This window comes from uncultured Erythrobacter sp., from assembly GCF_947499705.1.
Taxonomy (GTDB): Bacteria; Pseudomonadota; Alphaproteobacteria; order Sphingomonadales; family Sphingomonadaceae; genus Erythrobacter.
On sequence record NZ_CANMPJ010000001.1, the window covers coordinates 1,408,558 to 1,434,746 of the forward strand.

The 26,189-nt window shown below is 59.5% G+C and carries 29 protein-coding genes and 1 pseudogene; 5 read left to right on the forward strand and 25 right to left on the reverse strand.

The annotated features are described in order from the left end of the window. Window positions 1-5: 5 nt before the first annotated feature. The 17 genes and pseudogenes from nuoL to Q0837_RS06665 form a co-directional block, all read right to left on the reverse strand. Complete coding sequence (gene nuoL, locus Q0837_RS06585) at window positions 6-2,015, reverse strand: NADH-quinone oxidoreductase subunit L (protein ID WP_298466662.1); 2,010 nt, start codon at window positions 2,013-2,015, stop codon at window positions 6-8. Between the two features lie 8 nt (window positions 2,016-2,023). Next, window positions 2,024-2,329 (reverse strand): NADH-quinone oxidoreductase subunit NuoK, encoded by a 306-nt coding sequence (gene nuoK, locus Q0837_RS06590; RefSeq protein ID WP_298466664.1) that lies wholly within the window; start codon window positions 2,327-2,329, stop codon window positions 2,024-2,026. Further along, complete coding sequence (locus Q0837_RS06595; protein ID WP_298466666.1) at window positions 2,326-2,949, reverse strand: NADH-quinone oxidoreductase subunit J; 624 nt, start codon at window positions 2,947-2,949, stop codon at window positions 2,326-2,328. Before Q0837_RS06595 ends, nuoK begins: the two co-directional genes overlap by 4 nt. 42 nt (window positions 2,950-2,991) lie before the next feature. Further along, a complete protein-coding gene (gene nuoI, locus Q0837_RS06600; RefSeq protein WP_298466668.1) occupies window positions 2,992-3,480 on the reverse strand; it encodes an NADH-quinone oxidoreductase subunit NuoI in 489 nt (162 codons plus the stop codon). Then, window positions 3,477-3,947, reverse strand: coding sequence for a hypothetical protein (locus Q0837_RS06605; protein WP_298466670.1), 471 nt, complete (start codon window positions 3,945-3,947; stop codon window positions 3,477-3,479). Before Q0837_RS06605 ends, nuoI begins: the two co-directional genes overlap by 4 nt. Then, window positions 3,944-4,990 (reverse strand): NADH-quinone oxidoreductase subunit NuoH, encoded by a 1,047-nt coding sequence (gene nuoH / locus Q0837_RS06610; RefSeq protein WP_298466671.1) that lies wholly within the window; start codon window positions 4,988-4,990, stop codon window positions 3,944-3,946. The genes Q0837_RS06605 and nuoH overlap by 4 nt, the downstream gene beginning before the upstream one ends. Beyond that, the gene (locus tag Q0837_RS06615; RefSeq protein WP_298466673.1) at window positions 4,987-5,253 is read right to left on the reverse strand and encodes a hypothetical protein; all 267 of its coding nucleotides are present in this window, start codon (window positions 5,251-5,253) and stop codon (window positions 4,987-4,989) included. Before Q0837_RS06615 ends, nuoH begins: the two co-directional genes overlap by 4 nt. Further along, window positions 5,250-7,268 (reverse strand): NADH-quinone oxidoreductase subunit NuoG, encoded by a 2,019-nt coding sequence (nuoG, locus tag Q0837_RS06620; protein ID WP_298466675.1) that lies wholly within the window; start codon window positions 7,266-7,268, stop codon window positions 5,250-5,252. Before nuoG ends, Q0837_RS06615 begins: the two co-directional genes overlap by 4 nt. Beyond that, a complete protein-coding gene (locus Q0837_RS06625; protein ID WP_298466677.1) occupies window positions 7,261-7,923 on the reverse strand; it encodes a hypothetical protein in 663 nt (220 codons plus the stop codon). The genes nuoG and Q0837_RS06625 overlap by 8 nt, the downstream gene beginning before the upstream one ends. Further along, complete coding sequence (gene nuoF / locus Q0837_RS06630) at window positions 7,920-9,212, reverse strand: NADH-quinone oxidoreductase subunit NuoF (RefSeq protein ID WP_298466679.1); 1,293 nt, start codon at window positions 9,210-9,212, stop codon at window positions 7,920-7,922. Before nuoF ends, Q0837_RS06625 begins: the two co-directional genes overlap by 4 nt. Next, window positions 9,202-9,384, reverse strand: coding sequence for a hypothetical protein (locus Q0837_RS06635; protein ID WP_298466681.1), 183 nt, complete (start codon window positions 9,382-9,384; stop codon window positions 9,202-9,204). Before Q0837_RS06635 ends, nuoF begins: the two co-directional genes overlap by 11 nt. 124 nt (window positions 9,385-9,508) lie before the next feature. Further along, the gene (locus tag Q0837_RS06640) at window positions 9,509-10,177 is read right to left on the reverse strand and encodes an NAD(P)H-dependent oxidoreductase subunit E (RefSeq protein ID WP_298466683.1); all 669 of its coding nucleotides are present in this window, start codon (window positions 10,175-10,177) and stop codon (window positions 9,509-9,511) included. After that, entirely contained in the window at window positions 10,170-10,415 is a 246-nt protein-coding gene (locus tag Q0837_RS06645) for a hypothetical protein (RefSeq protein ID WP_298466685.1), read from the reverse strand. Before Q0837_RS06645 ends, Q0837_RS06640 begins: the two co-directional genes overlap by 8 nt. After that, complete coding sequence (locus Q0837_RS06650; protein WP_298466687.1) at window positions 10,412-11,626, reverse strand: NADH-quinone oxidoreductase subunit D; 1,215 nt, start codon at window positions 11,624-11,626, stop codon at window positions 10,412-10,414. Before Q0837_RS06650 ends, Q0837_RS06645 begins: the two co-directional genes overlap by 4 nt. A 29-nt stretch (window positions 11,627-11,655) precedes the next feature. Continuing rightward, window positions 11,656-12,267 (reverse strand): annotated as a pseudogene (locus tag Q0837_RS06655) (NADH-quinone oxidoreductase subunit C); the annotation flags it as partial. A 9-nt stretch (window positions 12,268-12,276) separates the two neighbouring features. After that, a complete protein-coding gene (locus tag Q0837_RS06660; protein WP_298469818.1) occupies window positions 12,277-12,807 on the reverse strand; it encodes an NADH-quinone oxidoreductase subunit B family protein in 531 nt (176 codons plus the stop codon). A 71-nt stretch (window positions 12,808-12,878) separates the two neighbouring features. After that, complete coding sequence (locus tag Q0837_RS06665) at window positions 12,879-13,253, reverse strand: NADH-quinone oxidoreductase subunit A (RefSeq protein WP_298469821.1); 375 nt, start codon at window positions 13,251-13,253, stop codon at window positions 12,879-12,881. A gap of 288 nt (window positions 13,254-13,541) precedes the next feature. On the opposite strand from Q0837_RS06665, the gene Q0837_RS06670 reads away from it, so the two are divergent. Continuing rightward, on the forward strand, window positions 13,542-14,297 hold the full coding sequence (locus Q0837_RS06670; RefSeq protein WP_298466689.1) for a hypothetical protein: 756 nt from the start codon (window positions 13,542-13,544) through the stop codon (window positions 14,295-14,297). Between the two features lie 25 nt (window positions 14,298-14,322). Here the strand turns inward: Q0837_RS06670 and Q0837_RS06675 are convergent, their stop codons facing one another. Further along, the gene (locus Q0837_RS06675) at window positions 14,323-15,753 is read right to left on the reverse strand and encodes a coniferyl aldehyde dehydrogenase (RefSeq protein WP_298466691.1); all 1,431 of its coding nucleotides are present in this window, start codon (window positions 15,751-15,753) and stop codon (window positions 14,323-14,325) included. Window positions 15,754-15,920: 167 nt separating this feature from the next. Between Q0837_RS06675 and Q0837_RS06680 the strand changes: the two genes are divergently transcribed. Then, window positions 15,921-17,117: an acetyl-CoA C-acyltransferase gene (locus Q0837_RS06680; RefSeq protein ID WP_298466693.1), complete on the forward strand. Its 1,197-nt coding sequence runs from the start codon at window positions 15,921-15,923 to the stop codon at window positions 17,115-17,117. 41 nt (window positions 17,118-17,158) lie between these two features. Here the strand turns inward: Q0837_RS06680 and Q0837_RS06685 are convergent, their stop codons facing one another. After that, window positions 17,159-17,650, reverse strand: a complete 492-nt coding sequence (locus Q0837_RS06685) for an SH3 domain-containing protein (RefSeq protein WP_298466695.1) — start codon at window positions 17,648-17,650, stop codon at window positions 17,159-17,161. 114 nt (window positions 17,651-17,764) lie between these two features. Here Q0837_RS06685 and Q0837_RS06690 point away from each other — a divergent pair, with 114 nt between their 5' ends. The 3 genes from Q0837_RS06690 to Q0837_RS06700 all read left to right on the forward strand — a co-directional run bounded on the left by Q0837_RS06690 (window position 17,765) and on the right by Q0837_RS06700 (window position 20,750). Then, a complete protein-coding gene (locus Q0837_RS06690; protein ID WP_298466697.1) occupies window positions 17,765-18,781 on the forward strand; it encodes a D-glycerate dehydrogenase in 1,017 nt (338 codons plus the stop codon). A 115-nt stretch (window positions 18,782-18,896) separates the two neighbouring features. After that, complete coding sequence (locus tag Q0837_RS06695) at window positions 18,897-20,207, forward strand: ammonium transporter (RefSeq protein WP_366519654.1); 1,311 nt, start codon at window positions 18,897-18,899, stop codon at window positions 20,205-20,207. Between the two features lie 15 nt (window positions 20,208-20,222). Further along, window positions 20,223-20,750: a YkgJ family cysteine cluster protein gene (locus tag Q0837_RS06700; protein ID WP_298466699.1), complete on the forward strand. Its 528-nt coding sequence runs from the start codon at window positions 20,223-20,225 to the stop codon at window positions 20,748-20,750. A 7-nt stretch (window positions 20,751-20,757) separates the two neighbouring features. On the opposite strand, the gene Q0837_RS06705 is transcribed toward Q0837_RS06700, so the two are convergent. The 6 genes from Q0837_RS06705 to prfB all read right to left on the reverse strand — a co-directional run bounded on the left by Q0837_RS06705 (window position 20,758) and on the right by prfB (window position 26,111). Further along, window positions 20,758-21,417: an alpha/beta fold hydrolase gene (locus Q0837_RS06705; protein WP_298466701.1), complete on the reverse strand. Its 660-nt coding sequence runs from the start codon at window positions 21,415-21,417 to the stop codon at window positions 20,758-20,760. Window positions 21,418-21,449: 32 nt separating this feature from the next. Then, window positions 21,450-22,238: an enoyl-ACP reductase gene (locus tag Q0837_RS06710; protein ID WP_298466703.1), complete on the reverse strand. Its 789-nt coding sequence runs from the start codon at window positions 22,236-22,238 to the stop codon at window positions 21,450-21,452. Between the two features lie 33 nt (window positions 22,239-22,271). Continuing rightward, window positions 22,272-23,501, reverse strand: a complete 1,230-nt coding sequence (locus Q0837_RS06715) for a beta-ketoacyl synthase N-terminal-like domain-containing protein (RefSeq protein ID WP_298466705.1) — start codon at window positions 23,499-23,501, stop codon at window positions 22,272-22,274. 27 nt (window positions 23,502-23,528) lie between these two features. Beyond that, on the reverse strand, window positions 23,529-24,038 hold the full coding sequence (gene fabA / locus Q0837_RS06720) for a bifunctional 3-hydroxydecanoyl-ACP dehydratase/trans-2-decenoyl-ACP isomerase (RefSeq protein WP_298466707.1): 510 nt from the start codon (window positions 24,036-24,038) through the stop codon (window positions 23,529-23,531). A gap of 226 nt (window positions 24,039-24,264) precedes the next feature. Then, the gene (locus Q0837_RS06725) at window positions 24,265-24,984 is read right to left on the reverse strand and encodes a methyltransferase domain-containing protein (protein ID WP_298466709.1); all 720 of its coding nucleotides are present in this window, start codon (window positions 24,982-24,984) and stop codon (window positions 24,265-24,267) included. Continuing rightward, window positions 24,984-26,111: a peptide chain release factor 2 gene (prfB, locus tag Q0837_RS06730; RefSeq protein WP_298466711.1), complete on the reverse strand. Its 1,128-nt coding sequence runs from the start codon at window positions 26,109-26,111 to the stop codon at window positions 24,984-24,986. The genes Q0837_RS06725 and prfB overlap by 1 nt, the downstream gene beginning before the upstream one ends. Window positions 26,112-26,189 lie beyond the last annotated feature (78 nt).

Here is a 26,189-nt window from a genome sequence, read left to right on the forward strand (position 1 = left end):
GTCCCCTAGAGCAACACGTAAGTGATGGCAGCGATCAGGCCGAGAAGCATGATCAGCGCGTATGTGTAGAGATAGCCCGACTGGATCGTCTTCGCGGCAATAGAGCCACGCTCAACTACCCATGCGACACCATTCGGTCCGAACCGGTCGATCGTGCCGATATCACCTAGTTTCCAGAATTGGCGTCCAATCCAGAATGCGGGCTTCACGAAGATCGCATCGTAGAGTTCATCGAAATACCATTTGTTGAAGACAAAGCGGTGCAGCCGCGGGAACGTGGCCACGAACTTCGCAGGAATGTCAGGCTTCGCGATGTAGGCAACATATGCGCCAGCTAGGCCCAAAAGCATCACCACGGTCGCCGTCAGTTTCACCCACAGTGGCACTGCGTGCAGCGCGTGGACAAGGTTCTCGTTGAAATAGATCGACGCGCCCCAGAAACCATTCGGATCGACCATTTCGCTCGAGCCATCGATGAAGGGGTATTTGAAGAAATAGCCGGCGAAAACCGCTCCAACCGTAAGCAATACGAGCGGAACAAGCATGGTCAGCGGGCTTTCATGCGGTTGATACCCGCCTGTCGTGTCATCGCCCGCTTCTTCAGGTGTTTTGTGAACGCTGTGCTGAATATGCTCGCTCTCAATCCAGCGCGGCTTGCCCCAGAATGTGAGGAACATCAGGCGCCAGCTGTAGAAGCTGGTCAGGAGAGCGGCAGTTGCACCGGCCCAGAAAGCCATCTGCGAAATGCCGGTACCGCGTGCCCATGCCGCTTCGAGGATCGCGTCTTTCGAGTAGAAGCCTGCAAATCCGAACACGCCCAAGATGCCGACACCAGTGATCGCCAGTGTGCCCGCCATCATCGCCCAGAATGTGATCGGGATCTTCTTACGAAGGCCGCCATAATAGCGCATGTCCTGTTCGTGATGCATGGAATGGATCACCGAGCCAGCGCCAAGGAACAGCAGTGCCTTGAAGAAAGCGTGCGTGAAAAGGTGGAACATCGCGACGCCATAGGCACCGACACCCGCCGCGAAGAACATGTAGCCGAGCTGCGAGCAGGTCGAATAAGCGATCACTCGCTTGATGTCCCACTGCGTCGTTCCGATGGTCGCGGCGAAGAAGCAGGTCGCGGCCCCAATGACGGTGACGATCGCGAGCGCGGTCGGCGCGGTCTCGAACATAGGTGAGAGGCGGCAGAGCATGAATACACCCGCCGTCACCATGGTCGCGGCATGGATCAGCGCGCTGACCGGTGTCGGGCCTTCCATCGCGTCTGGCAGCCAGGTGTGCAGGAACAGCTGCGCCGACTTGCCCATCGCTCCGATGAACAACAGGATGCACAGAATATCCATCGTGTAGAGGCGCATGCCGAGGAAGCCGATGCTCGCGCCCGACATGGCAGGAGCCGCATCGAGTATTTCGGTGATCGAGGTCGTCTGGAACACCAGATAAGTGCCGAAAATGCCGAGCATGAAGCCAAGGTCACCAACGCGGTTCACGACGAAAGCCTTGATCGCGGCAGCGCCCGCTGTCGGTTTCTTGAACCAGAAACCGATCAGCAAATAGGACGCCAGCCCCACGCCTTCCCAGCCAAAGAACATCTGGACGAGGTTGTCGGCAGTCACGAGCATCAGCATCGCGAAGGTGAAGAGCGACAGATACGCAAAGAAGCGTGGCTGATCCGGGTCTTCCTCCATGTACCCCCACGAATAGAGGTGCACTAGGGCCGAGACGCTGTTGATCACGACCAGCATGACAGCGGTTAGCGCATCGACGCGCAGCGCCCAATCAAAGGTCAGCGAGCCAGACTTCACCCATTGCAGCACGGGCACCACTTCGTCCGCCGAAGTGCCGCTCAGGAAGCCGAGAAAGATCGGCCAGCTCAGGATAGCGGAGACAAACAACGCGCCAGTCGTGATCGACTTGGCCGCGACATTGCCGATCATCCGGTTGCCCAGCCCCGCGACGATAGCCGCGATCAGTGGCAGGAAGACGATGATGAGGATCGAATTCATCGGGCCAGTTATCCCTTCATCCGATTGACGTCATCGACAGCAATCGTGCCGCGACCGCGATAGTAAATCACAAGAATGGCCAGCCCGATTGCCGCTTCGGCTGCAGCAACCGTCAGCACCAGCATTGCGAAGACCTGACCAATCAAGTTGTCCATGAACGCGCTGAACGCGACCAGATTGATGTTCACCGCGAGCAGGATCAGCTCAACCGACATCAGAATGACGATCACGTTCTTGCGGTTGATGAAGATGCCCAGCACGCCCAGCACGAACAGGATCGCGCCGACGACGAGGTAGTGTTCCACGCCGATCATAGCTCAACCCCCTGCCCGATGTCCGGGTTCTTCATAACGGTTGCTTCCTCGGGGCGACGCGCGATCTGCTTGCCGATGTCCTGACGTCCCCGCGCGCCCGGCTTGGGTTCGCGGTGGGTCAGCACAATCGCACCAATCATCGCCACCAGCAGGATGATCCCGGCGACTTCGAACAGGAAGATATACGGGCCGTAGAGCAACCGTCCGATGGCCTCGATGTTGCTCTCACCCGGTCCCTGAACAGCCACGGTTTCTGCCGAACCAAGCTCCAAGCCGCCCGCGCTGTAGGCTCCGATGCCAAGCACCAGCTCGGCAAGCAATATCGCCGCCACAGCCAGTCCCAGAGGGAAATTCTTCACAAACCCCGCGCGCATTGCTGCAAAGTCGATATCGAGCATCATCACGACGAACAGGAACAGCACGGCGACCGCCCCCACATAGACGATCACCAACAGCATCGCGATGAACTCCGCGCCGACGAGCACCATCAGGCCCGCCGCGTTGAAGAATGCGAGAATCAGCCACAGGACCGAATGCACCGGGTTGCGCGACATGATGACCATGACCGCGCTCGCGATGACCAGCCCTGCGAACAGGTAGAAGGCTATGGCTTGAATCATGATCCCTGTTTTTCCGTCCCCGGAGTCCGTCGCGCTGCGCCCTTAACGGTACGGTGCATCGGCTTCAAGATTGGCCGCGATGGCCCGTTCCCATTTGTCACCATTCGCGAGCAATTTGGCTTTGTCATAGAGCAATTCCTCGCGGGTTTCGGTGGCGTACTCAAAATTCGGGCCTTCAACCACGGCATCGACCGGGCAGGCTTCCTGACAGAAGCCGCAATAGATGCACTTGGTCATGTCGATGTCGTAGCGGGTGGTGCGGCGGCTGCCGTCTTCGCGCGGCTCACTCTCGATCGTGATCGCCTGCGCCGGGCAGACCGCTTCGCACAATTTGCACGCGATGCAACGCTCTTCGCCATTGGGGTAGCGGCGCAAAGCATGTTCACCGCGAAAGCGCGGGCTGAGAGCGTTCTTTTCGAACGGATAGTTGATCGTCACCTTGGGCTTGAAGAAATACTTCAAGGTTTTGGCGTGCGCCTTGAGGAATTCCCACAGGGTGAACGATTTGAGGAGCTGGGTTGCGGTGGTCATTTCGGCTGCTCGCTCGGTCCTTTGTCAAAGTACTCTACGGCGACCGCTCCTACTGCGACGTTGCAAAGCCCCGTGTAGGTTTCCCCGGTCGGAGTTGAAAGAGTCGAATTAATTGGTGGTTCGCCTTCGGGAACTGGCTGACCATCCGTCGTCAAGATGTACGCTTCGCTCGAACCGCCATCGGTCACAAAACCGATAACTCCAGGTTCTATCTCCAGCCAACGGACAAATTTGTTGCCCCCCATCAGGTCGCCGAAATCCTTGGTCCTCAGCGTCCCGGTCGAATCGTTCAATATCCAGAGTTGGCGGACTGCCATTCCAGGCTCAATCTTTTCGACCGAGCTGTCAAAGAGATTGCAGAACACAAGCTGAGGCGTGACGGACTTCTGAGCGACAACCCGTTCCGCCAAAAACACCGTCAGCAAGGCGCACAGCGAAAGCGCGAAAGGATACTTCAAAGCTCTCATCCGAAATGCCCCGTCGCCATCAGGTAGCCGCTAATTAGCGCTACAAACAGCAGGCTCATCGGTAGGAACACTTTCCAGCCCAACCGCATTAGCTGGTCATAGCGATACCGCGGCACGGTCGCCCAGATCCAGCTGAACAGAAAGAAGAAGAAGAACGTCTTGAGCAGGAACCACACGATCCCCGGCACATAATAGAGCGGCGCCCACTCAACAGGAGGCAGCCATCCGCCCATGAACAGCAGCGTGCACAGCGAGCACATCAGCAGGATGTTGGCATATTCACCGAGCCAGAACAGCGCGAAGGCCATGCTCGAATATTCGGTCTGATACCCGGCGACGAGCTCTGATTCCGCCTCGGTCAGGTCGAACGGCGCGCGCGCGGTTTCGGCCAGTGCGCTGATGAAGAACATGACGAAAACCGGGAACAGTAGCGGATTCACAAAGAACCCATTGATGACACCCAAGCCGTGCCCTTTCTGGGCCATGACGATTCCGGACATGTTGTATGTCTGGGTGTAAAGCGCGACGCAGACGAGGATGAAACCGATCGAAACCTCGTATGAGATCATCTGAGCGGCAGCGCGCATCGCGGAGAAAAACGGGTACTTTGAGTTCGACGCCCACCCGCTCATCACCACACCGTAAACACCAAGCGAGCTGATCGCGAGAATGTAGAGTAGGCCGAGATTGATGTCGGCCAGCAAAACACCTTCGTCAAACGGGATCACCGCCCAAGCCGCCAGCGCCACGGTGAATGTGATAATCGGCGCGAGCAGGAAAATGCCCTTGTTCGCCGCGCTGGGGATGATGGTTTCCTGCAGGAACACCTTCAGTCCGTCGGCAAAGCTTTGCAGCAGTCCGAATGGCCCGACAACGTTGGGCCCACGCCGCAGCATGATTGCGCCGAGAACCTTGCGGTCGACATAGATCACCATGGCGACAGCAAACATGACGAGCAGCGAGATCACGACGATCCCGGTCAGCGTCGCAACGGTCCACGCCCATTCATAGGGCATGCCAAGGGATTGGAAGAATTCGGTCATTTCACGCCTTCGATTTCGTGGGCGGAGATAAGGTTGCGCTGCCCTGTTAGGTCGCCCTTCATCCGAAGCGAAAAACCGTATTCTCGAATCAAGTACGAAGCCATTTCAAGAGTGCCGACAAAAACCGCATTCTTTTTGTGATGCATTTCCGAGCCCCGTTTGGGATCACCCAGCTCTAAAAGATTGCTGGCATCTGGGGCTGGCGTGTAGATTTCTACGCGACCGTCCTCAAGGTTTCGGTGCCTTTTCAATTGAAGAGTCACTCCGCCGCCTCCTTGATCTCGTCCGCGTGGAGCAGCTCGGCCGAGCATTGCTGCATCACAGCGCTTGCACGGGCGATCGGGTTGGTAAGGTAGAAATCGGCGATCGGATAGGCGTTGATGGAGCCTTCCGCCTTGGCCGAGCTGTCAGCCTTGGGCAGCGCGCCGTAGTCTGCGAGGCCTTCTTCGCCCAGCGCCGGAACAGCCGCAATCATCGCGCTTTGCAATTCGCCGAAGCTGTCGAACCCGACGTTCACGCCCAGAGCATCGGCCAGCGCGCGCAGGATCGTCCAGTCCTCGCGCGCATCACCCGGCGCGAACACGGCCTTTTCAGCGAACTGCACGCGGCCTTCGGTGTTGACGTAGGTTCCGTCTTTCTCGGCATAGCTCGCCGCCGGCAGGATGATATCCGCCATATGTGCGCCCTTGTCGCCGTGGTGGCCGATATAGACCTTCAGGCTGTCGGCGAACGGTTCGTAATCCATCTCGTCCGCGCCGAGGCTCAGCACCACTTTGGGAGTCGCCGCCGCGAGGTCAGCCATGCCGCCCTCAACCGTGAAATCAAGCATCAGCGAGCCCATCCGCGCCGCGCTCATATGCAGCACGTTGAAGCCGTTCCAATCGCTTTTCACGAGGCCGAATTTGTCGACCAGCTTGAGCGCCGCGCCGAGCGCACCCTTCGCCAAAGCCGCTCCGCCCAGGATCACCGCCGGGCGCTCCGCCGCCTTCATCGCATCGCCCAAAGCCTTGGGCACGCGGTTCAGAACCTTCAGGTCTTCGCCAAGGAATTCAGCCGGATAGGTCGTTTCCCATTCAGGTCCGACCACGAACACCTTCGCCCCGCCCTTCACCGCCTTGCGAATGCGCGCATTCACGAGCGCCGCTTCCCAGCGGACATGGCTGCCGACGATCAGGATCGCATCAGCGGTTTCGATACCGGCCAGCGTCGAGTTGAAATTGACCGCCGCGATGTTCGACACATCGTAGGTCATGCCGGTCTGGCGCGCTTCCACGAGGTCGCTGCCGCATGCTTTCAGCAAGGCCTTGGCGGCAAACATCGTTTCGCAGTCGACCATGTCCCCGGCGACCGCAGCAATGCTTGCTGTGTTGCCGTCAAGCTGCGCGGCAATAGCGCCGAAGGCTTCGTCCCATGACGCCGCCTGCAGCTTGCCGCCTTTGCGCATAAACACCTTGTCGAGGCGGCGCTTGGTCAGACCATCGACCTGATAGCGGCCCTTGTCCGAAAGCCATTCCTCATTGACGTCATCATTGATGCGCGGGAGTGCGCGCATGACTTCGCGCCCCTTGGAATGCAGCGAGATGTTGGTGCCAACCGCGTCGGATACGTCGATGCTCAGAGTGCGCTTCAATTCCCACGGACGCGCTTCGAACGCATAAGGCCGTGACGTCAGAGCGCCGACTGGGCACAGATCGATCACATTGGCGCTGAGTTCGTGCGCCGCAGCCTGTTCCAGATAGGTCGTGATCTGCATGTCCTCGCCGCGATAGAGCGCGCCGATTTCGTCCACGCCCGCGATCTCTTCTGAGAAGCGCACGCAGCGCGTGCAGTGGATGCAGCGGGTCATGATCGTCTTGATCAGCGGACCCATGTATTTCTCGGTCACCGCGCGCTTGTTCTCGCGCTCGTAGCGCGAACCGCCACGGCCATAGGCCACGGCCTGATCCTGCAAATCGCACTCGCCGCCCTGGTCGCAAATCGGGCAATCGAGCGGGTGGTTGATGAGCAGAAACTCCATCACCCCTTCGCGTGCCTTCTTGACCATCGGCGTGTCGGTGCGAATTTCCTGACCGTCGCCAGCGGGCAGTGCGCAAGAGGCCTGCGGCTTCGGCGGCCCAGGCTTCACTTCGACCAGACACATGCGGCAATTGCCGGCGATGGAGAGGCGCTCGTGATAGCAGAAACGCGGGATTTCCTTGCCCGCCTGCTCGCACGCCTGCAGCACAGTCGCGCCCGCCGGGACTTCGATCTCTTCGCCGTCTACGGTGACTTTAGGCATCGGTCTTGGCCTCTGAATCTCGGATTGCCTGAGCTTGCGCAGAACGGCGAAGGGCCGCCTCTGCAACGTACGACCGGAGCATGGCCGAGGTCAGGTTGACGTTCACTCCATCGTCGAGACACGGGGAGAGCAACTGGGCGACTTTCGCCAGTTCTGCGCTCTCCTCGTCGGACCCCACACGCGTCGCAAGCACCCTGTCGATCGCCTCGGGGGCGCCCGCGAGGGCGCATTCGGTCGCCCTGATGAACACGAAGTCGTAACGTTGCTCGTAAGAGCCATGGGCAACGTCGGCATTGGGGTCATAGATCGCGATCGGGTTCTCATCGCGATCATCGCGTTCATAGAGATGCTCTGCCATCGCGCCTCGGATTAGGGTATGGTCAAAGCGAAGCTCGATTGAGAATTTCGTCGCATACCGCAGGCAAGCAGGGCGCTGAAGTTCCTCGAGCATTCGGTTGCTCTCGCTCGATTGCGGCAATAGCCCAAAAACGGACCGCGCCTCGTCGGTGTTCCGACGCACGAGGCATTCGGCATAAGCCCACATGATGTAGTCGGCATTGTTGTCGACTCGGTCGACGCGATCTGCTGCGCTACCCCCATAGGGGAGAGCCGCCGCGAACAGGGCCGGAAACAGGAAGGCAGCGCGCAACCTCACTCCGCCGCCTCCGCAAACTGCGCATTATGCTCGTGGATGCGCTTTTCCAGCTCAGGGCGGAAATGGCGGATCAGGCCCTGGATCGGCCATGCCGCCGCATCGCCTAGCGCACAGATTGTGTGGCCTTCGACCTGCTTGGTCACTTCGTGCAGCATGTCGATTTCCTCGATCGCCGCATCACCCGTGCGCAGGCGCTCCATCACGCGCCACATCCACCCGGTGCCCTCGCGGCACGGCGTGCACTGACCGCATGATTCGTGCTTGTAGAAATAGCTTAGGCGAGAAATTGCGCGGACGATATCGGTGGACTTGTCCATCACGATCACTGCAGCTGTGCCGAGGCCGGAGCCGAGCTCCTTCAGCCCGTCGAAATCCATCGGCGCATCCATGATTTGCTTGGCAGGAACCAGCGGGACCGACGAACCGCCGGGGATCACCGCCAGCAAGTTATCCCACCCACCGCGAATGCCGCCGCAATGCTTCTCGATCAGTTCGCGGAACGGGATGCTCATCGCTTCCTCGACCACGCAAGGCTGTTCGACATGGCCGCTGATCTGGAACAGCTTAGTCCCGGCGTTGTTCTCACGACCGAAGCTGCTGAACCAAGCAGCGCCGCGCCGCAGGATCGTGGGCACGACCGCGATGCTCTCGACATTGTTGACGGTGGTCGGGCAGCCATAGAGCCCCGCGCCCGCCGGGAATGGTGGCTTTAGGCGTGGTTGGCCCTTTTTGCCCTCAAGGCTTTCAATCATCGCGGTTTCTTCGCCGCAGATGTAGGCGCCCGCGCCGCGGTGCATGAAGACGTCGAAATCGTAGCCCGAGCCGCTGGCGTTCTTGCCGATCAGTCCAGCGTCATAGGCCTCGTCGATGGCCGCCTGCAGCGTCTCGGCTTCGCGGATATATTCCCCGCGAATGTAAATATAGGCCGCGCGCGCGCGCATCGCGAAACCGGCCACCAATGCGCCCTCGATCAGCTTGTGCGGATCGTGGCGGATGATCTCGCGGTCTTTGCACGAACCGGGTTCGGATTCGTCAGCATTGATGACGAGGAAGCTTGGACGACCGTCTTTGCTTTCCTTCGGCATGAACGACCATTTCAGACCGGTCGGGAATCCTGCCCCACCCCGACCGCGCAGGCCCGATGCCTTCATCTCTTCGATGATTGCTTCATTGCCCCGCTCGATCAGCGCCTTGGTGCCATCCCAATCGCCGCGCGCCTGAGCAGCCTTCAGGCCCCAATCCTGGAAGCCATAGACGTTGGTGAAGATGCGGTCCTTGTCAGCCAGCATCGTCTTGATCCTTCTTAATCATCTTCAACTGACGCAAGGTCAGCACCTGGAAGATCAAACCCATTCCCATCAATGCGATGCCAATCGAGCGCTCACCGGTCGCAGCGAGGTATCCGCCGACGAGAAAGCTGACGAGGCCTGCGATCATCAAGGCAAGGATGCCGCCGTTCATCCTGTCGCTCCCGAAAAAGCGAGAAACGCGACGATGCATAGGACCGCGATCGGCAACACGATCTTGACCAAGAGCATGTCTTTCAAAATGCCGCTTGGGCTCCACCATTTCTCTTCGCCAGCCATCACCATTCACCCCGGTAATCGTGATTGGCATCGACCATTTCCTTGAGCGACGTCACGCCATCCTTCGGCTCGGAGGTGCGGCGTCCCGGCTCCTGTGTGCCGGCCTTGGGCGTCTCGCCAGCTGCGAGTGCATCGAGCACCGCGTCGAGCCGTTCTGGCGTCAGGTCTTCGTAATTGTCGTCGTTGATCTGGACCATCGGCGCGGTGGCGCAATTGCCCATGCATTCGACCTCGGTGAGGGTCCAGAGGCCGTCCTCGGAGACCTTGCCGAAATCCATCCCGCGCTTTTTGCAGGCGGAAATGATATCGTCCGATCCGCGCAGCATGCACGGCGTCGTGCCGCAGACCTGCACGTGGTACTTTCCGACCGGCTTCATGTTGTACATAAAATAGAAGGTCGCGACTTCGAGCACGCGGATCACCGGCACGTCGATATAGGCGGCGACATATTCGATCACCGGTAGCGGCAGCCAGCCCTGCGTTTCGGTCTCTTCACCGACCTGACGCTGCGCCAGATCGAGCAGCGGCATCACGGCCGATTTCTGCCGCCCTTCCGGGTACTTGGCGATGTGATAATCCGCCTTCGCCTTGTTAGCCTTTGTCCATTCGAACGAGTCCCAACGCGCACGCAGCTCGGGCGTATCGGGTGCGGGTGTGCGATCAGCCATCGAGCTGCTCCTCGTCCTGGTCCGCCGTGATAGCGCGATTGCCGATATAGAGAATGCCGACCCACAGAATGAGGATAAAGCCAAGACCAGAGCCAAAAAGCAGCCAGAAATTGTCGAGCGCGTTCTCAAACACGCCTGCATTTCCCATCGCCACAAGGCCGAAGAAAATCGCTGGCCCACCAGCAATGGCGAGTACAACGAGGCCAAGCACTACAAGCAATGAAGTATTGATCTTCACCGGTCGCACTCCCCAAACACCACGTCGATCGCGCCCAGAATGGCGGTCGCGTCTGGGAGCATGTGCCCCTTACTCATCATGTCCATCGCTTGCAGGTGCGAAAACGCCGTGGGGCGGATCTTGCAGCGGTATGGCTTGTTGGTGCCGTCGCTGACGAGATAGACGCCGAACTCACCCTTGGGGCTTTCTGTCGCCACGTAGACTTCGCCTTCGGGCACATGGAAGCCCTCGGTGTAGAGCTTGAAGTGGTGGATCAGGCTTTCCATCGATTGCTTCATCTCGCCGCGCTTGGGCGGGGAGACTTTGCCGTCGGTGCTGGCGACGGGGCCTTCGGGCATGTCACGCAGGCACTGGCGGATGATCTTCGCGCTCTCGCGCACTTCCTTCACCCGCACCATGAAACGATCGTAGCAATCAGAGTTGGTGCCGACCGGAATGTCGAATTCCATGCGGTCGTAGACATCATAGGGCTGCGATTTGCGCAGGTCCCACGGAATGCCCGCCGCACGGATCATCGGACCGCTGAAACCCCACGCAATCGCATCATCGCGGCTGACCACGGCTATATCGACATTGCGCTGTTTGAAGATGCGGTTGTCGATCACGAGGCTCATCGCGTCGTCGAACAGTTGGAAGAAACGGTTGTCGAGCCAGTCGCAGATATCGACGAGCAGCTTCTCAGGCACGTCCTGATGCACGCCGCCCGGACGGAACCATGCCGAGTGCATCCGCGCGCCGCTCGCTCGCTCGAAGAAGTTCATGCAATCTTCGCGCAGATCCATGATCCACAGGTTTGGCGTAAATGCCCCAACATCAAGCACATGCGCGCCCATGTTGAGCATGTGGTTGCAGATGCGGGTCAGCTCGGCGAACAGCACGCGCAGATACTGCGCACGCTCTGGCACTTCGAGATTGAGCAACTTCTCGATCGCGAGAACGTAGGAATGCTCCTGGCAAAGCGGCGAGCAGTAATCGAGCCGGTCGAAATACGGCAGCGCCTGCAAATAGGTCTTCTGCTCGATCAGCTTTTCGGTGCCGCGGTGTAGCAGGCCGACATGGGGATCGATCCGTTCGATCACTTCGCCGTCCAGCTCCATGATCATGCGCAGCACGCCGTGCGCCGCAGGGTGCTGGGGTCCGAAATTGATCGTGTAGTTGGTGATGACGTCGCCGTCAGTGGTTGGCGACTCTTCGACTTGTATGCCGCTCATGATTTCTTCTCCGGAGCTGCGTCTCCGTCTGCCTTCTCATCGCCGGGCAGCACGTAATCCGAGCCCTCCCATGGCGAAAGGAAGTCGAAGGTGCGCATATCCTGCGCCAATTCGACCGGTTCGTAGACTACGCGCTTTTCCTCTTCGGAGTACCGAAGCTCAGTATAGCCCGTCATCGGGAAATCCTTGCGGAAAGGATGCCCTTCAAAACCGTAATCAGTGAGGATGCGGCGCAGATCCTTGTTGCCCGCAAAGGTGACACCGTACATGTCGAACACTTCGCGTTCGAGCCAACCGGCATTGGGCCAAAGCGTCGTGACAGTCGGCACTGGTGTTGCTTCGTCGGTCGAGCACTTCACCATCACGCGGTGGTTCTTGGTCAGGCTGAGCAGCATGTAGACGACTTCGAAACGTTCGTGGCGATCCGGATAGTCAGCTCCGGCAATTTCCATCAATTGCTGGTATTCATGAGCTTCACGCAGGATGCTCAGCACCATCGCAATCGCTTCACGTTTGACGGTGAAGATCACTTCGCCATGGCGCTCTTCGGCACCAAGAAGCCACACACTGATGCTCTCGCTCAGCGCGTCGATTACGCCTTCGTTGGAGGCGAATTTAGGGGCGGAATGGAGGACGGTCATATGCGATCCTCAACGCTCAATCGTGCCGACGCGGCGGATCTTCCGCTGCAATTGCATCACGCCGTAAAGCAGGGCTTCGGCTGTGGGTGGGCATCCGGGTACATAGATGTCGACCGGAACAATCCGATCGCAGCCGCGCACGACGCTATAGGAATAGTGATAATAGCCGCCGCCATTCGCGCACGAACCCATGCTGATGACGTATTTCGGGTCCGACATCTGGTCATAAACCTTGCGCAGAGCCGGAGCCATCTTGTTGCACAAAGTACCCGCGACGATCATCAGGTCCGACTGGCGCGGGGACGCGCGCGGGGCCGCGCCGAACCGCTCCATATCATAGCGCGGCATGTTAACGTGGATCATCTCAACCGCGCAGCAGGCGAGGCCGAACGTCATCCACCACAGTGATCCGGTGCGCGCCCATTGGAACACATCCTCAGTCGAAGTGACCAGGAAACCCTTGTCATTCACTTCGGTCTGGAGCGCGTTGAAATAGTCCGCATTAGGCTGCTTGACCTCACCGCCCTGCGCAGTGGGCATGGTCGCAGCCGCCTCGGCCGCGTTCAAAGGCGCGGTCGGCGGTGTGATGATCGTATTGTTCGAAGGAGTGCTCATTCCCAGTCCAGAGCTCCCTTCTTCCATTCATATGTCAGGCCGACTGCGAGGATGAAGAGGAAGGTCATCATCCCGATCCAACCAACCCATTGCGTCTCACCCAGGCTTACCGCCCACGGGAACAGGAATGCGGCCTCAAGATCGAAGATAATGAAGCTGATCGCGACGAGATAGAATCGCACATCGAACTGACTGCGGGCATCTTCGAAGGCCGGAAAACCGCACTCATATTCGGACAGCTTTTCGGCATCCGGATTGTGCGCGCCTGTCAGCCGGGAAACACCCATCGGCAGGAACACGAACAGGACCGACAGGCCGAGTGCGATGAAGATAAATAACAGTATCGGCAGATACTGGCTGAGGTCGATCACGGCAATTTCCAAGCGAATTAATCCCAGGCGCGGCACTAGGCCCCTCGTCCGCCCCGCGCAAGACCGCGAATCGGGCAAAACTGCGTAGTCCTGTTGCGAAAAATCGAACGGAGCGCCAGCCCTGTGGGGCGCTATTTCATCTTTATCCCACGTGCTGCGCGAGATCGCTAACACTTCTGCGCTCTGCCCCCGCTCTCTCAAACGGGACAAACCGATCACCTGACATTTTATCGATTATTCATAAGTTTACCTTACTCCGATCTCGATTTGCAATAACGCGAGAGTTCAATGTTCGGAAGAAAAGGTCTCAAGCCAGAGCCAAAACCAGTCTCGACGCTGGCCGATTTCAATGAGGCTAAGGGCTTCGTCGCCACGCCGGAACACGCGCACGCGGCGGGGGAATTGTTCTTCGAGCTTTGTTACAACCAACTGGCACAGAATGGCGATGCCGTTGGTGTCGAGAATTTCATTGGGCTGCTTGCATCTGCCGGTGGAGTCACATGCATTGCGACGTCACTGATCGAGTGGGACTTCGTGAGGATGCAGCCGAACACCGGCGACCTGATCTTGGAGCAGCAAGTCGCCGGGAACAGCTATTATTGCGGCGAACTTCCAACCCGCTATCTCTATGAAAGCGAGCTTTCGCTGCTCAATATCGCGTTGCAATATGCCATGAAGCATGGCGCACCCATCCAGCATGACTTTCTTCACGAGCCCATCGGCCGTGCGATGGAAAGTGTGGGCACACCGCATTTCGGCATCCCGAGGCTTACGGCGGAGCACACACCCGACGCCTCACCATTGGATTTGGCAAAAATAGCCTGGCCCCAAGCAGAGCACACTTTTGACAGCGCAAACCTCGCCCTCGAATACCGTCCAGCGGCGATGGGCTACGCGATTGGCAAAGCCATTGATACCGCGGCGGGAACGCTTGATCCCTTGCTCCTGGCCCAGATCGCGGTCGAGCACGCTGTGCCGATGTCGATGGTCGACCCCGCGCAGTTCTGGGATGATCTGCAAACACTAAAAGCGAACGCTGCCTAAGCTCAAAACTACGCTGGGTTGAGCCTTACTTCATCATGTTTGCAGCGGCTTTCTCCGTTGCCTTGCCATATGGCGGCTTGAACCCACCGAGTTTGGCGATGTCGATTTTTGGCTGATGATAGACCGCGCGGGCGTGGCTGAACTCGCGGAATCCCTCGACCGCGTGGTAGCTGCCAATGCCGGATGGACCGACGCCGCCAAACGGAAGGTCTTCCATTGAGACATGGAAGATCACATCGTTCGTGGTGACACCGCCGGAAATGGTGCGGGTCAGCACACGCTCCTGCTCCTCCTTGTCCTCGCCAAAGTAATAGAGGCCAAGCGGGCGATCATGCTCGTTGACGTAGTCTACCGCCTGATCGACAGCCTTGTAGGTCTTCACCGGCAGCACCGGACCGAAGATTTCCTCCTGCATTGCCGTCATTTCTTCGGTGACATTCTTGAGGATGGTGAGCGGCATCTTGCGCTGGTTCGCATTGCCGAAATCTTCGTTTCCGGGATTGACCTCGACCACTTCCGCGCCCTTCTCACGGGCATCTTCGACAAGGCCCTGAAGCCGCTCGAAATGGCGGTCCGACACGATCGAGGCGTAATCGTCGTTCTCAAGCAGCGTCGGGTAGAGCGCTGATACGCCGTTAGAGACACCGGCGACCGCTTCGTCCTGCTTGTCCTCAGGCACATACATGTAGTCGGGGCTGAGGCAGATTTGCCCGGCATTCATCATCTTGCCCAGCGCGATCCGCTCCCCCGCCTTTTCGAAATCGGCGCTGCGTCCCATGATAACCGGCGATTTTCCGCCGAGTTCAAGCGTGACTGGTACAAGGTTTTCGGCGGCCGACTGCATCACGCGGCGCCCTGTGGCGGTCGATCCGGTGAAAACGAGGTGATCGAATGGTAGCGATGAGAACGCAGCTGCAACCTCAGGACCGCCTGTGACCACAGCAACTTCGTCTGGCGTGAAATATTCCTCCACCAGCTCGGCCATCAACTGACTTGTGCGTTCGGTGAACTCGCTCGGCTTGATCATCGCGCGGTTGCCCGCCGCGAGAACCTGCATAAGCGGCGCGAAGGCGAGATTGACCGGGAAATTCCACGGGCTGAGAATGCCAATCACACCCTTCGGTTCGTAACGCACTTCCGCCTTGGCACCGAGCAATCCAAGCGGAAACTGGACCGGGCGCTTCTCAGTCTTGGCCCATTTGTCCATGTTCTTCAGGGCATGCTTACCTGCACCAACCGTTCCGGCGATGTCTGTAATCATGCTCTGCTCCATGGCGCGGTTGCCGAAGTCGGAACTCATCGCCTTGCACAGGTTCTCACCATGCTCCTTAAGCAGCGCCATCGCGCGCTTGATCCGGTCCTTGCGCATAGACATCGATTCCGGTCTGGAAGCGGTGAAAGCATCGCGCTGCCGTCGCAGGATTGCTTCGAGTTCTTCGCGCCGATCGTCGGCCATAATTCTCTCCCAGTTGTGACCCGTTTTGATTTGCTATTGGTTCTTGCGCAAAGCCGGGGCGCTGACAAGTTAATACGAATTCGCTGCCTGGGCTCGATTGCGTTTGCCGCAATGCAGCATTACATCGCAATTCGAACACGTTCTCCCCCGACACAAAGGAACCCGACATGGCCCATTTCTCAGCCGCAGACCCGATCGTGATCCTCTCCTACGCCCGCACGCCAATGGGCGGCATGCAAGGCGCTCTGTCCGAAGTTTCGGCGACCGATCTCGGCGCGACTGCGGTGAAAGCGGCTGTAGAGCGCTCGGGCATCAGCGGTGAGAATATCGACCGCGCCTATATGGGCTGCGTCCTGCCAGCGGGCCTCGGGCAGGCCCCTGCCCGTCAAGCCGCGATCAAAGCCGGACTGCCAAAATCGGTCGAAGCAACGACCGTCAACAAAGTCTGCGGTAGCGGAATGCAAACCGTCATCATGGGCGCAGAGGCGCTCGCCAGCGGCACGGTAGACGTAGTCGTCGCGGGCGGCATGGAGAGCATGACCAACGCGCCTTACCTGCTCAAGAAGCACCGCTCGGGCGCACGCATCGGGCACGACACGACTTATGACCACATGTTCCTCGACGGGTTGGAAGACGCTTATGAAGAAGGCCGCGCGATGGGCACCTTCGCACAGGACACCGCCGACGAATACCAGCTGACCCGTGAGAATATGGACGAGTATTCAATCGAGTCCCTCCGCCGCGCCAATGCCGCCATCGAAAGCGGCGCGTTTGCCGATGAAGTGGTTTCAGTCACTTACGCGACCCGCAAGGGCGAAGTGACGGTCGATACCGACGAACAACCCGGCAAAGGCCGCCCCGACAAGATCCCGCAGCTACGCGCTGCCTTCGCCAAGGACGGCACAATTACCGCCGCGACATCGAGCTCAATCTCGGACGGCGCGGCAGCAGTCGTGCTGACCCGCGAAAGCATCGCCAAGGATCAAGGTACGGAGCCCGTTGCCAAAGTAGTCGCCATGGCCGCGCATGCTCGCGAACCAAAAGATTTCACCGTCGCTCCAGTCGGCGCGATCCAGAAGGTTCTCGAAAAGGCTGAATGGTCGATCGACGATGTCGACCTGTGGGAAGTCAACGAAGCTTTCGCTTGCGTCGCTATGTTCGCGATGCGCGACATCGGCATTCCCCATGACAAGGTGAACGTGAATGGCGGCGCGACAGCGCTCGGTCACCCAATCGGCGCAAGCGGCACACGGATTATCGTGACGCTCCTCAATGCGCTCAAATCGCAAGGCAAGACCAAGGGTGTCGCAAGCCTTTGCATCGGCGGCGGTGAGGCTACCGCTGTGGCGGTCGAACTGGTCTGATCCAAACGCGAGCTCCTGCCATCGCGGGAGCTCGCAGTTACTCAGGTGTCGTCCACACCCCAGAGCCGTTCCACAGCAATCCAACCGCTGCGCCCACCAATATCCACTTCGCAGAAGTTGGTGCGGCAGGCGCCCAAAGTGCCGACCACACCCGGTTCCGCACGCCAGCGCAGTGCAGAACTTGCGCTTGCTTCATCGCGGATATCGACCAGTCCTTCACCGATGACCAAGGCGGTGCGTTCTGGATTAAGCTGGCTTTGCGCCACCCAGCCCTGTGATCCGTCAGGATCCTGGATCAGGCGCCAGCCCTCACGCAGTCGGACCACCTTCACCGGCAACCCCTTGCGCTTGTAAACCCAGTCGATCTTGTATTCCTGACTTGGCCCGACGCGCATGTTTACCTCGTCGAACCGCATCGATGCCCAATACGGCACTTCGCGATCCTGAGCATGCGCTGCAGGCGTGCCGAAAACAGCCGCCGTGGCGGCCAGCAAGCACAAACCGGCCATGGAAAAGAAGCGCAGTGAAGTCATGAACATGGCGATAACCATAGTCTTAGGGCGCTTTCAACCCGTCGGAGCACTTGGCGTCTCAATGTGGGATTCGCGGCCTTGACCGCGTGCCCCCTGTGCCATTAGCGCCAAGCCATGGCTGAACTTCACGCTGCACCGCACTTCCCATCTGGCAAACCCAAAATTGTGGTGACACGCCATCTGATGCCGAGCGTCGAGGCGCGGATGAGCGAACTCTATGATGCCGCGTTGAACACAGATGACGAACCGATGAGCCGCGATGCCCTGATCGCAGCGATGCAGGATTGCGACGTTCTGGTCCCGACAGTCACCGACCGGGTCGATGCCGAAATGATCGCCGCCGCCGGAGATCGTTTGGGGCTGATCGCGAATTTCGGTGCGGGGACCGAGCATATCGACCTCGCCGCAGCCGCCGCGCGAAAGATCCTCGTCACCAACACGCCGGGCGTCTTCACCGACGACACCGCCGATATCGCCATGGCGGGTATCATCGGCGTCCCTCGCCGTATTCGCGAAGGCACCGGATTGGTCCGCAGCGGAAACTGGACGGGTTGGGCACCATCAGGGCTGCTGGGACGCAAACTTGGCGGCAAAGTGCTCGGCATCGTCGGCATGGGCCGCATTGGCCAGGCCGTGGCGCACCGCGCGCGGGCGTTCGGACTGGAAACCGCCTATTACAATCGGAAGCAATTGCCGGAAGCGGTGGAAAGCATGTTCGGCGCGCGCTTTGTGGGAGACATCGACCAGCTTGTTTCCGAAGCGGACATCCTCACCCTGCATTGCCCACTTACGGAGGAAACGCGCGGGCTGCTGGACGCGCGGCGGATCGGACTGATGAAGCCCGAAGCCAGCATCATCAACACCGCCCGCGGCGAACTGATCGACCAGGAAGCGCTGATCGCAGCGCTCGAAGAAGGACGGCTCGCGGGCGCAGGGCTGGACGTCTATCCGGATGAACCCAATGTCGATCGGCGCCTGATCAAACACCCCAATGTCATGACGCTGCCCCATATCGGCAGCGCGACCGTGGAAGGGCGCGAGGCGTCGGGTGAGAAAGTGATCGCCAATATCCGTTTCTGGGCGGACGGCCATCGTCCCCCTGATCAGGTGTTGACTGCGCTGATCAAATAACGGGGCTAGGCCCCCTCTCCCCTAACAATTCAGGCGTGGATGGCGGGTGGCGGAGCGCTTGCCGCAGAACCGCAATGGCTCTTACACCCCGCGCAAAAGATCGGGGGAATGCCACGTGACCAAATTGGGTTGGAAGTCAGGATTAGCGCTCAGCCTTGGGCTGCTCGGCGCATCGCCCCTATTGGCTCAGGCACCCACCCTGCCCCCAAGCGACACCGGCGATACTGGTTGGATCATTGCCGCGTCGGCTCTTGTTCTATTGATGACGCTTCCGGGCCTCGCGCTATTCTATGGCGGATTGGTTCGCGTGAAGAGCTTTCTGTCGGTCGTCCTGCAGTGCGCCAGCATCGCCGCCTTGGCTTCGCTCGTCTGGGTAGGGATCGGCTACACGCTGGCCTTCGGTCAGGTCACCAATGGCTGGATCGGCGGCGGCGATTTTCTAATGCTGAGCAATCTTGGCACGGTCCGCCCGGGTACTGCCGTCCCTGAAAGCACATTCGCGCTGTTTCAGATGACGTTTGCGGTGATCACGCCAGCTCTGATGGTAGGCGCATGGGTAGAACGCGCGCGCTTTCCATGGGTCCTGGGCTTTTGCGGGTTGTGGCTCCTGATCGTCTATGCCCCGGTTGCCCATTGGGTTTGGGGTGGCGGATGGCTCGCAACCCGGTTCGGAACGCTCGATTTCGCCGGAGGACTCGTGGTTCACACGACCGCCGCCGTGTCGGCGATAGTGGTGGTGCTGTTGCTTGGCCCGCGCAAAGGCTTCCCCGAAAAGCCGATGCTCCCGCATGCTCCCGCGCTTACCATGGTGGGCGCCGCACTTCTTTGGGTCGGATGGTTCGGCTTCAATGGTGGCTCAGCGCTCGGCGCGAACGACAACGCCTCGAGCGCAATCCTCTCGACTCATATCGCCGCCAGTGCTGCGGCGCTGACTTGGTTGCTCGCAGAACGCATTGCAGTCGGAAAGCCCACGAGTATCGGCTGGGCAACAGGCGCTATCGCCGGCCTCGCTACAATCACCCCTGCGGCTGTGTTCGTTTCACCTGGCGCGGCGATGCTGTTTGGAGCGCTGGCAGCGCTCGTTTGCTACGGCGCAATTCAGCAGATCAAGCTGCGCTGGAAGGTCGACGATTCGCTAGATGTCTTCGCCGTCCACGGCGTCGGCGGTATCCTTGGCACCCTGCTGCTCGCGGTCTTCATCTCGAAAGAACTCGGCGGCACTGGCTATTTCGGCGGGGCGACCATGGCGAGCCAGCTGGGCGCGCAGGCCATCGGCATCAGTGCAGTGATGGTCTGGAGCGCAGTGGGCAGCGCGATCATTGCCCTGATGGTCTCGGTCGTGTTCCCGATGAGGGTCAGCGAGGATGACGAACTCGAAGGGCTCGACATTTCCGCACATGGCGAGCGCGCATGGGACTTCGATTGATGCTATAGCGCTCTAATGACGAGCGAAATTGACGCATCCTCCAAGGCTAGCGATCTGTGCACAAGCTGCGGCCTGTGCTGCAATGGCGCATTGTTTGATTACGGCCCCTTGTCCGGCGAGGAGCTTGCACCTGCTCGCGAGGCCGGGATGGCAGTGGTTGAGGCCGAAGGAAAGGCGGGCTTCATGCTCCCCTGTCCTCAACTCGACTGCGCGGTCTGTCAGATATACGAGGTGCGCCCACGAACTTGCCGGGACTATCGCTGCGAGGTTCTGAAAGCGGTGCAAGCCGGCGAGATGGATTTCGCCGACGGTCTGGATCGGATTAAGGAAGGCCGCGCTGCTTTTGATCAGGTTAGTGCCCAATTGTCCCCGGGCATGACCGTGTCCGATGCTCGAAAGCTGCGGCGCGAAGCAGCAGCGGCAGAAGCGGCCCGGGAACTTAACGCCTCTCCGATGCTGATGATGGCGCTCAGCCTGCTCGATCTGGTGCTAGACCAGCATTTCCGCCGCCCCGATCAACGGCAGGTGATGGAGATGGAGTGACCGTGAGCTAAGTCGGAAGCTGCTCGGCCAGAATGGCCACAATCCGCTCGATCGCCCTCTTATCCGATCCCATCGCGAAATGCCGGAACGGCACTTCGATTTCGACATCGCGTTCGGTCTCCGAGCCTCGTGCGCATTCAGGTGCGATCACTCCGTCATTGGCCGACCAGACGGCGACAGTTTGAACCGCCGGTTTAATGCTCGGATCACCGGGCACCCTTGGGGCATCGACAGTGTGATCGTTAAGCGTGTTGTAGAGGCGCCAGGCGTTGTTCGCTTTGCGGTCACCTGAAAACGGTGTTCCCATTGTCACGACCGTTGAGACTTCTTGAGGATAGCGCTGAGCCAGCACGCGGGCGTAGATGCCACCAAGGCTCCACCCGAGCAGAACGACTTTCTTTCCGTACTTTGCGTAGGCCTCGTGCAACTCCGCTTCCGCCCGCGCGAAAGCTTCAGGAGTGACCCCGGTTACAAAGCCCAAATTGGAGGCGAGAGCCACATAGCCAGCCTTGTCGAGCGTCCGCCGCAACAGCGAAGTAGATTTGTCGCTCGACAAGATGCCCGGAAACACCATCACTGGCTCGCCATTGCCCTGTGTTCGAGTGAGAGCACTTACCCGGCGAAGAGGGCTCGCCGCGATCTGGACGGTGTGCAGTATTTCGCGCACCCAAAGCGATAGCGAAGGTGGTTTCGCCAATGTCAAAGATTGTCCAGTTGCGGCATGCCCAGGACATGGAAACCGCCGTCCACATGGATAATCTCTCCGGTGGTGCAGGCGCCAGCGTCACTGCACAAATACACTGCCGTACCACCCACCGCTTCCAAAGTGGCGTTGCTGCGTAGCGGGGCGTTGGTGTCGGTGTGCCTGTAGGTCCGGCGAACGCCGCCAATGGCGCTGGCGGCCAGCGTTTTCATTGGGCCGGGACTGATGGCGTTGACGCGAATTCCCTCGGGTCCAAGATCATTGGCGAGATAGCGTACCCCGGATTCCAGCGCCGCCTTGGCTATGCCCATGACATTGTAATTCGGGGTGACCCGGCTTGAGCCCAGATAGCTCAGCGTCAACAATGTACCGCCATGCTCGACCATCATAGGATGGGCGCGCCGCGCCACTTCGATCAGGCTGTAGGCGGAAATATCCATCGAGTTTTTGAAGTTCGCACGCGAGGTGTTGAGGACGCGCCCTGTCAGTTCCGATTTGTCGGAATAGGCAATCGCGTGGACCAGGAAATCGAGCCTGCCCCACCGATCCTGCAGCGCTTCAAACGCCGCGTCCAGCGAAGCGTCGTCGGTGACGTCCACGTCGACCATGAAGTCTGAGCAAACGCTTTGGGCAAGCGGCTCCAACCGTTTGCCAAAGGCATCACCCTGATAGGTGAAGGCCAGCTCCGCTCCGGCTTCGGCGCAGGCTTTGGCGATCCCCCAGGCGATCGACCGATCGTTGGCGACGCCCATCACAAGGCCGCGTTTTCCTGCAAGGACGCCCATTTTCTCCCACCCTTACCTAGCGGCGATGAAACCTCATCCGCGAAATTTCGACATCAGCATGGAGCCGTTGGTGCCGCCAAAACCAAAGGAGTTGGTCATCACCGTATCGAGCCCTGCATTTTCGACGAGGCTGGTGGCGATCTCTTCCGGTTTCAGCGCCGGATCGAGCGTCTCGACGTTGATCGAAGGAATGATGAAGTCATGCTCTAGCGCGAGCAGGCAGTAGACCGCCTCCTGCGCGCCCGTTGCGCCTTGGCTGTGCCCGGTCATTGATTTGGTGGAGCTGACCGGCGGGGTTGAGCCGTCACCGAACACCCGGCGCACCGCTTCAATCTCGCCTACGTCACCGACCGGCGTCGAAGTGCCGTGGGCATTGATATAACTGACCTTGCGATCCTCGCCGAGCGTCTTCACGGCTCCGCGCATCGCGCGCTCACCACCCTCGCCCGAAGGCGCAACCATGTCGGCACCGTCGGATGTGGCGCAGAACCCGGTGACTTCGGCGTAGATCTTCGCGCCGCGCGCCTGAGCGTGATCGAGACTTTCGAGCACCACGATGGCACCGCCGCCGCCGATCACAAATCCATCACGGTCCGCGTCGAAAGCGCGCGAAGCCCGTTCAGGCGTGTCGTTATACTTGCTAGACATGGCGCCCATGGCATCAAACAGGCACGAGAGCGTCCAATCCAGCTCTTCTCCGCCGCCGCCAAACATTACATCCTGCTGACCCAACGCAATCTGCTGCGCCGCCATGCCGATGCAATGCAGAGATGTGGAGCAGGCCGAGGTGATTGAGAAGTTCATCCCCTTGATCTGATAGGCCGTCGCAAGGTTGGCACTGATGGTGGAAGACATAGTTTTCGGAACCGCAAATGGCCCGATACGCTTGGTTGCGCCGGTTTTCAGCACTGTCTGATGCGCCGCGAGCATGGCCGAAGTTGACGGACCGCCCGATCCGGCAATCACCCCGGTCATCGGGTTGATGACATCCTTTTCCTCAAGTCCAGCATCCGCAATCGCCTGTCCCATCGCTATGTGCGCATAGGCCGCCCCCGGCCCCATGAAACGCAGCGTGCGCTTGTCCACATGCTCTTTGACATCAAGGTCCACCGCGCCCGCGATCTGCGAGCGAAAGCCATGCTCGGCCATGTCCTCATTGAAGGTGATGCCGGATTTGCCGGCCTTTAGTGAGGCAAGAACCTCGGCTGAATTGTTCCCAATCGAGGAAACGATCCCCAACCCTGTAATGACGACGCGACGCATGTTCCCCTTTTCCCGCATCTGACCCAATTAGGCCTCAGATAGAGCGACTTTCATGTCTTTGACTTGATAGATGACCTCACCGTCGGCCTCGACGCGGCCATCAGCCACGCCCATGGTCAAACGCCGGGTTTGTACGGCCTTGGTGAAATCCACGTAATAGGTGAGCATCTTGCGGTCCGGCCGCACCATGCCGGTCAGCTTCACTTCCCCAACGCCCAGAGCATAGCCGCGACCTTTCCAGTCACGCCAACCAAGGTTGAAACCGGTCAGCTGCCACAACCCATCCAGGCCAAGGCATCCAGGCATGATCGGATTGCCGGGAAAATGACAGTCGAAGAACCAGAGCTCAGGTTTGATGTCGAATTCTGCCACCACATGACCCTTGCCATGCTCGCCGCCATCGCCGGAAATGTCCGTGATCCGGTCCATCATCAGCATCGGCGGTTCTGGCAATTGCGCATTGCCCGGGCCGAACAATTCGCCCCGTGCGCATTTCAGCAGATCGTCACGATCAAAGCTGGTTGGGAAATCTGTCATCCCGGTTGATACTCCCCGTTTTCTGGTCTTTTTACCGCGGCAGCGCCTAGCACTGCGCATTGATGAGGAAAAGGGCGCGCGAACCGTTGTTCATCAGAAGTAACGGCGCCCACTGCGCTGACTGCTCTGATCCCGCTGCGCATAGCCGCTGCACACCGCCTGCTCTCTGTCGTCGAAAGCACGATCCGCGGCGCAACCAAACGCCCTCTCAAGGCCAGCGAGAAGCTCAGGAGCCTCCGTTGCTACAAACCTTTATCTCGCCCGGTTCCGTGCGCGCGTCTCCCCTCGCAAACCGCGCAAAATATCCCTTGATGTCCGGCCGCTCGATAAACTCGACCAGCTCGTATCCGATTGCATCGAATTCACAGAACAACAGTTTGGGCGGAATGCCATGCCGGTTCACAGGGCGATCGACATCAACGACAATGATCTGCCCTGTCTCGGTAAGTGCCGGCCACATCCTCCACAGGAAGGCGTAGGGCTCGGTTACCTCGTGATACATGTGGACGAGAAAGATGCGGTCGAAACTGTCGACCGGCAGCTGCGGGTCATCAGGCTCACCCAGTTTGATCGAGATGTTCTCAAGCCGTTCGCGGTCGATCCGCTGGCCTAGCCGCTGCAGTGCTTCCCGGTCGATATCCTGCGCGAGCACGCGGCCATCTTCCCCGACGCGCTCGGCCAGCCTGACCGTGTAGTAGCCTTCGCCCGCGCCGATATCGGCCACGGTGGTCCCGCTATCGATATTGGCGAGGTCCATGACGATCTGCGCTTCGTTGCGCTCGTCACGGGCGTCTTCATTTGAAAACTGGTTGGAGATGACGTCGGCAACCGGGCGGTCTGGCAGCGGAAATTCCAGCGCGCTTTCGGGGCGGTCGGTGGCTTCCTCAATCGCTTCGCACCCGCCTAGTGCGAGGGCAAACACTCCAAGAGACGCCAGTGCCCGCATTATTCCACGTCCTCCACCTCGACCTTTTCGCCTGTCACTTGCTGAGCAAGCGCGGCGGAGATGAAATCATCGATCTCACCGTCGAGCACCTTATCAGGTGAACTCGAAGTAACGCCGGTGCGCAAGTCTTTGACCATCTGATAGGGCTGCAGGACGTAGGATCGGATCTGGTGGCCCCAGCCAATGTCGCTCTTTTCCTGGTACTCACCTGAAGCCGCTGCTTCGCGTTCAGCCATTTCGCGTTCGAACAGGCGCGCCTTCAGCATGTTCATCGCGGTCGCGCGGTTCTTGTGCTGGCTGCGGTCGTTCTGGCTCGCGACCACAATGCCGGTTGGCTGGTGGGTGATGCGGACTGCGGAATCGGTCGTGTTGACGTGCTGACCGCCCGCTCCAGACGCGCGGTAAGTGTCGATCTTGAGGTCGGAGGGGTCGATTTCAATGTCGATATCATCGTCAATCACTGGATAGACCCAAACCGAGCTGAAGCTGGTATGGCGCTTGGCGGCGCTGTCATACGGGCTGATCCGCACAAGCCGGTGTACACCGCTTTCGGTCTTGGAATAACCGTAGGCACCATCGCCTTTCAGGAGCAGTGTGGCCGACTTGATCCCCGCCTGATCGCCCGCTTGATACTCAACCGTCTCGACCTTGAAACCGCGTCGCTCGGCCCAGCGGCCATACATGCGGAACAGCATCTCGGCCCAGTCCTGGGATTCGGTACCTCCAGCGCCTGCGTGGATCTCCAGATAGGTGTCGTTGCCGTCGGCCTCGCCCGATAGCAGCGCCTGCACCTTGTCGGCATCGGCGCGCTTGGCGAGCTTTTCGAGACTGGCGAGGCCATCGTTGACGATGCTCTCTTCACCTTCGGCCTCGCCCATTTCGATGAACTCCACCGCATCGGACATCTCTGCAGAGATTTCCTTCACGGTGTTGATCGCCGTTTCGAGCGTCTTTTGCTCGCGGCTGACGGCCTGCGCTTCCTTGGGGTTGTCCCACAGCGTCGGATCCTGCACGCGCGCATCTAGCTCATCGAGGCGCCGCAGTGCACGCTCCCAATCGAGTGATTGCCTGACCAGATCGAGCGCTGCTTCGATCCGGTCGATATGACCTTGGGCCTCGGCCCGCATAATTCTTCCTTCACACCGGTATGGTCGCCCCGCTTAGCGCGGAGGGCATGATTGTAAAGCGCGCGGAGGCGACTGCCC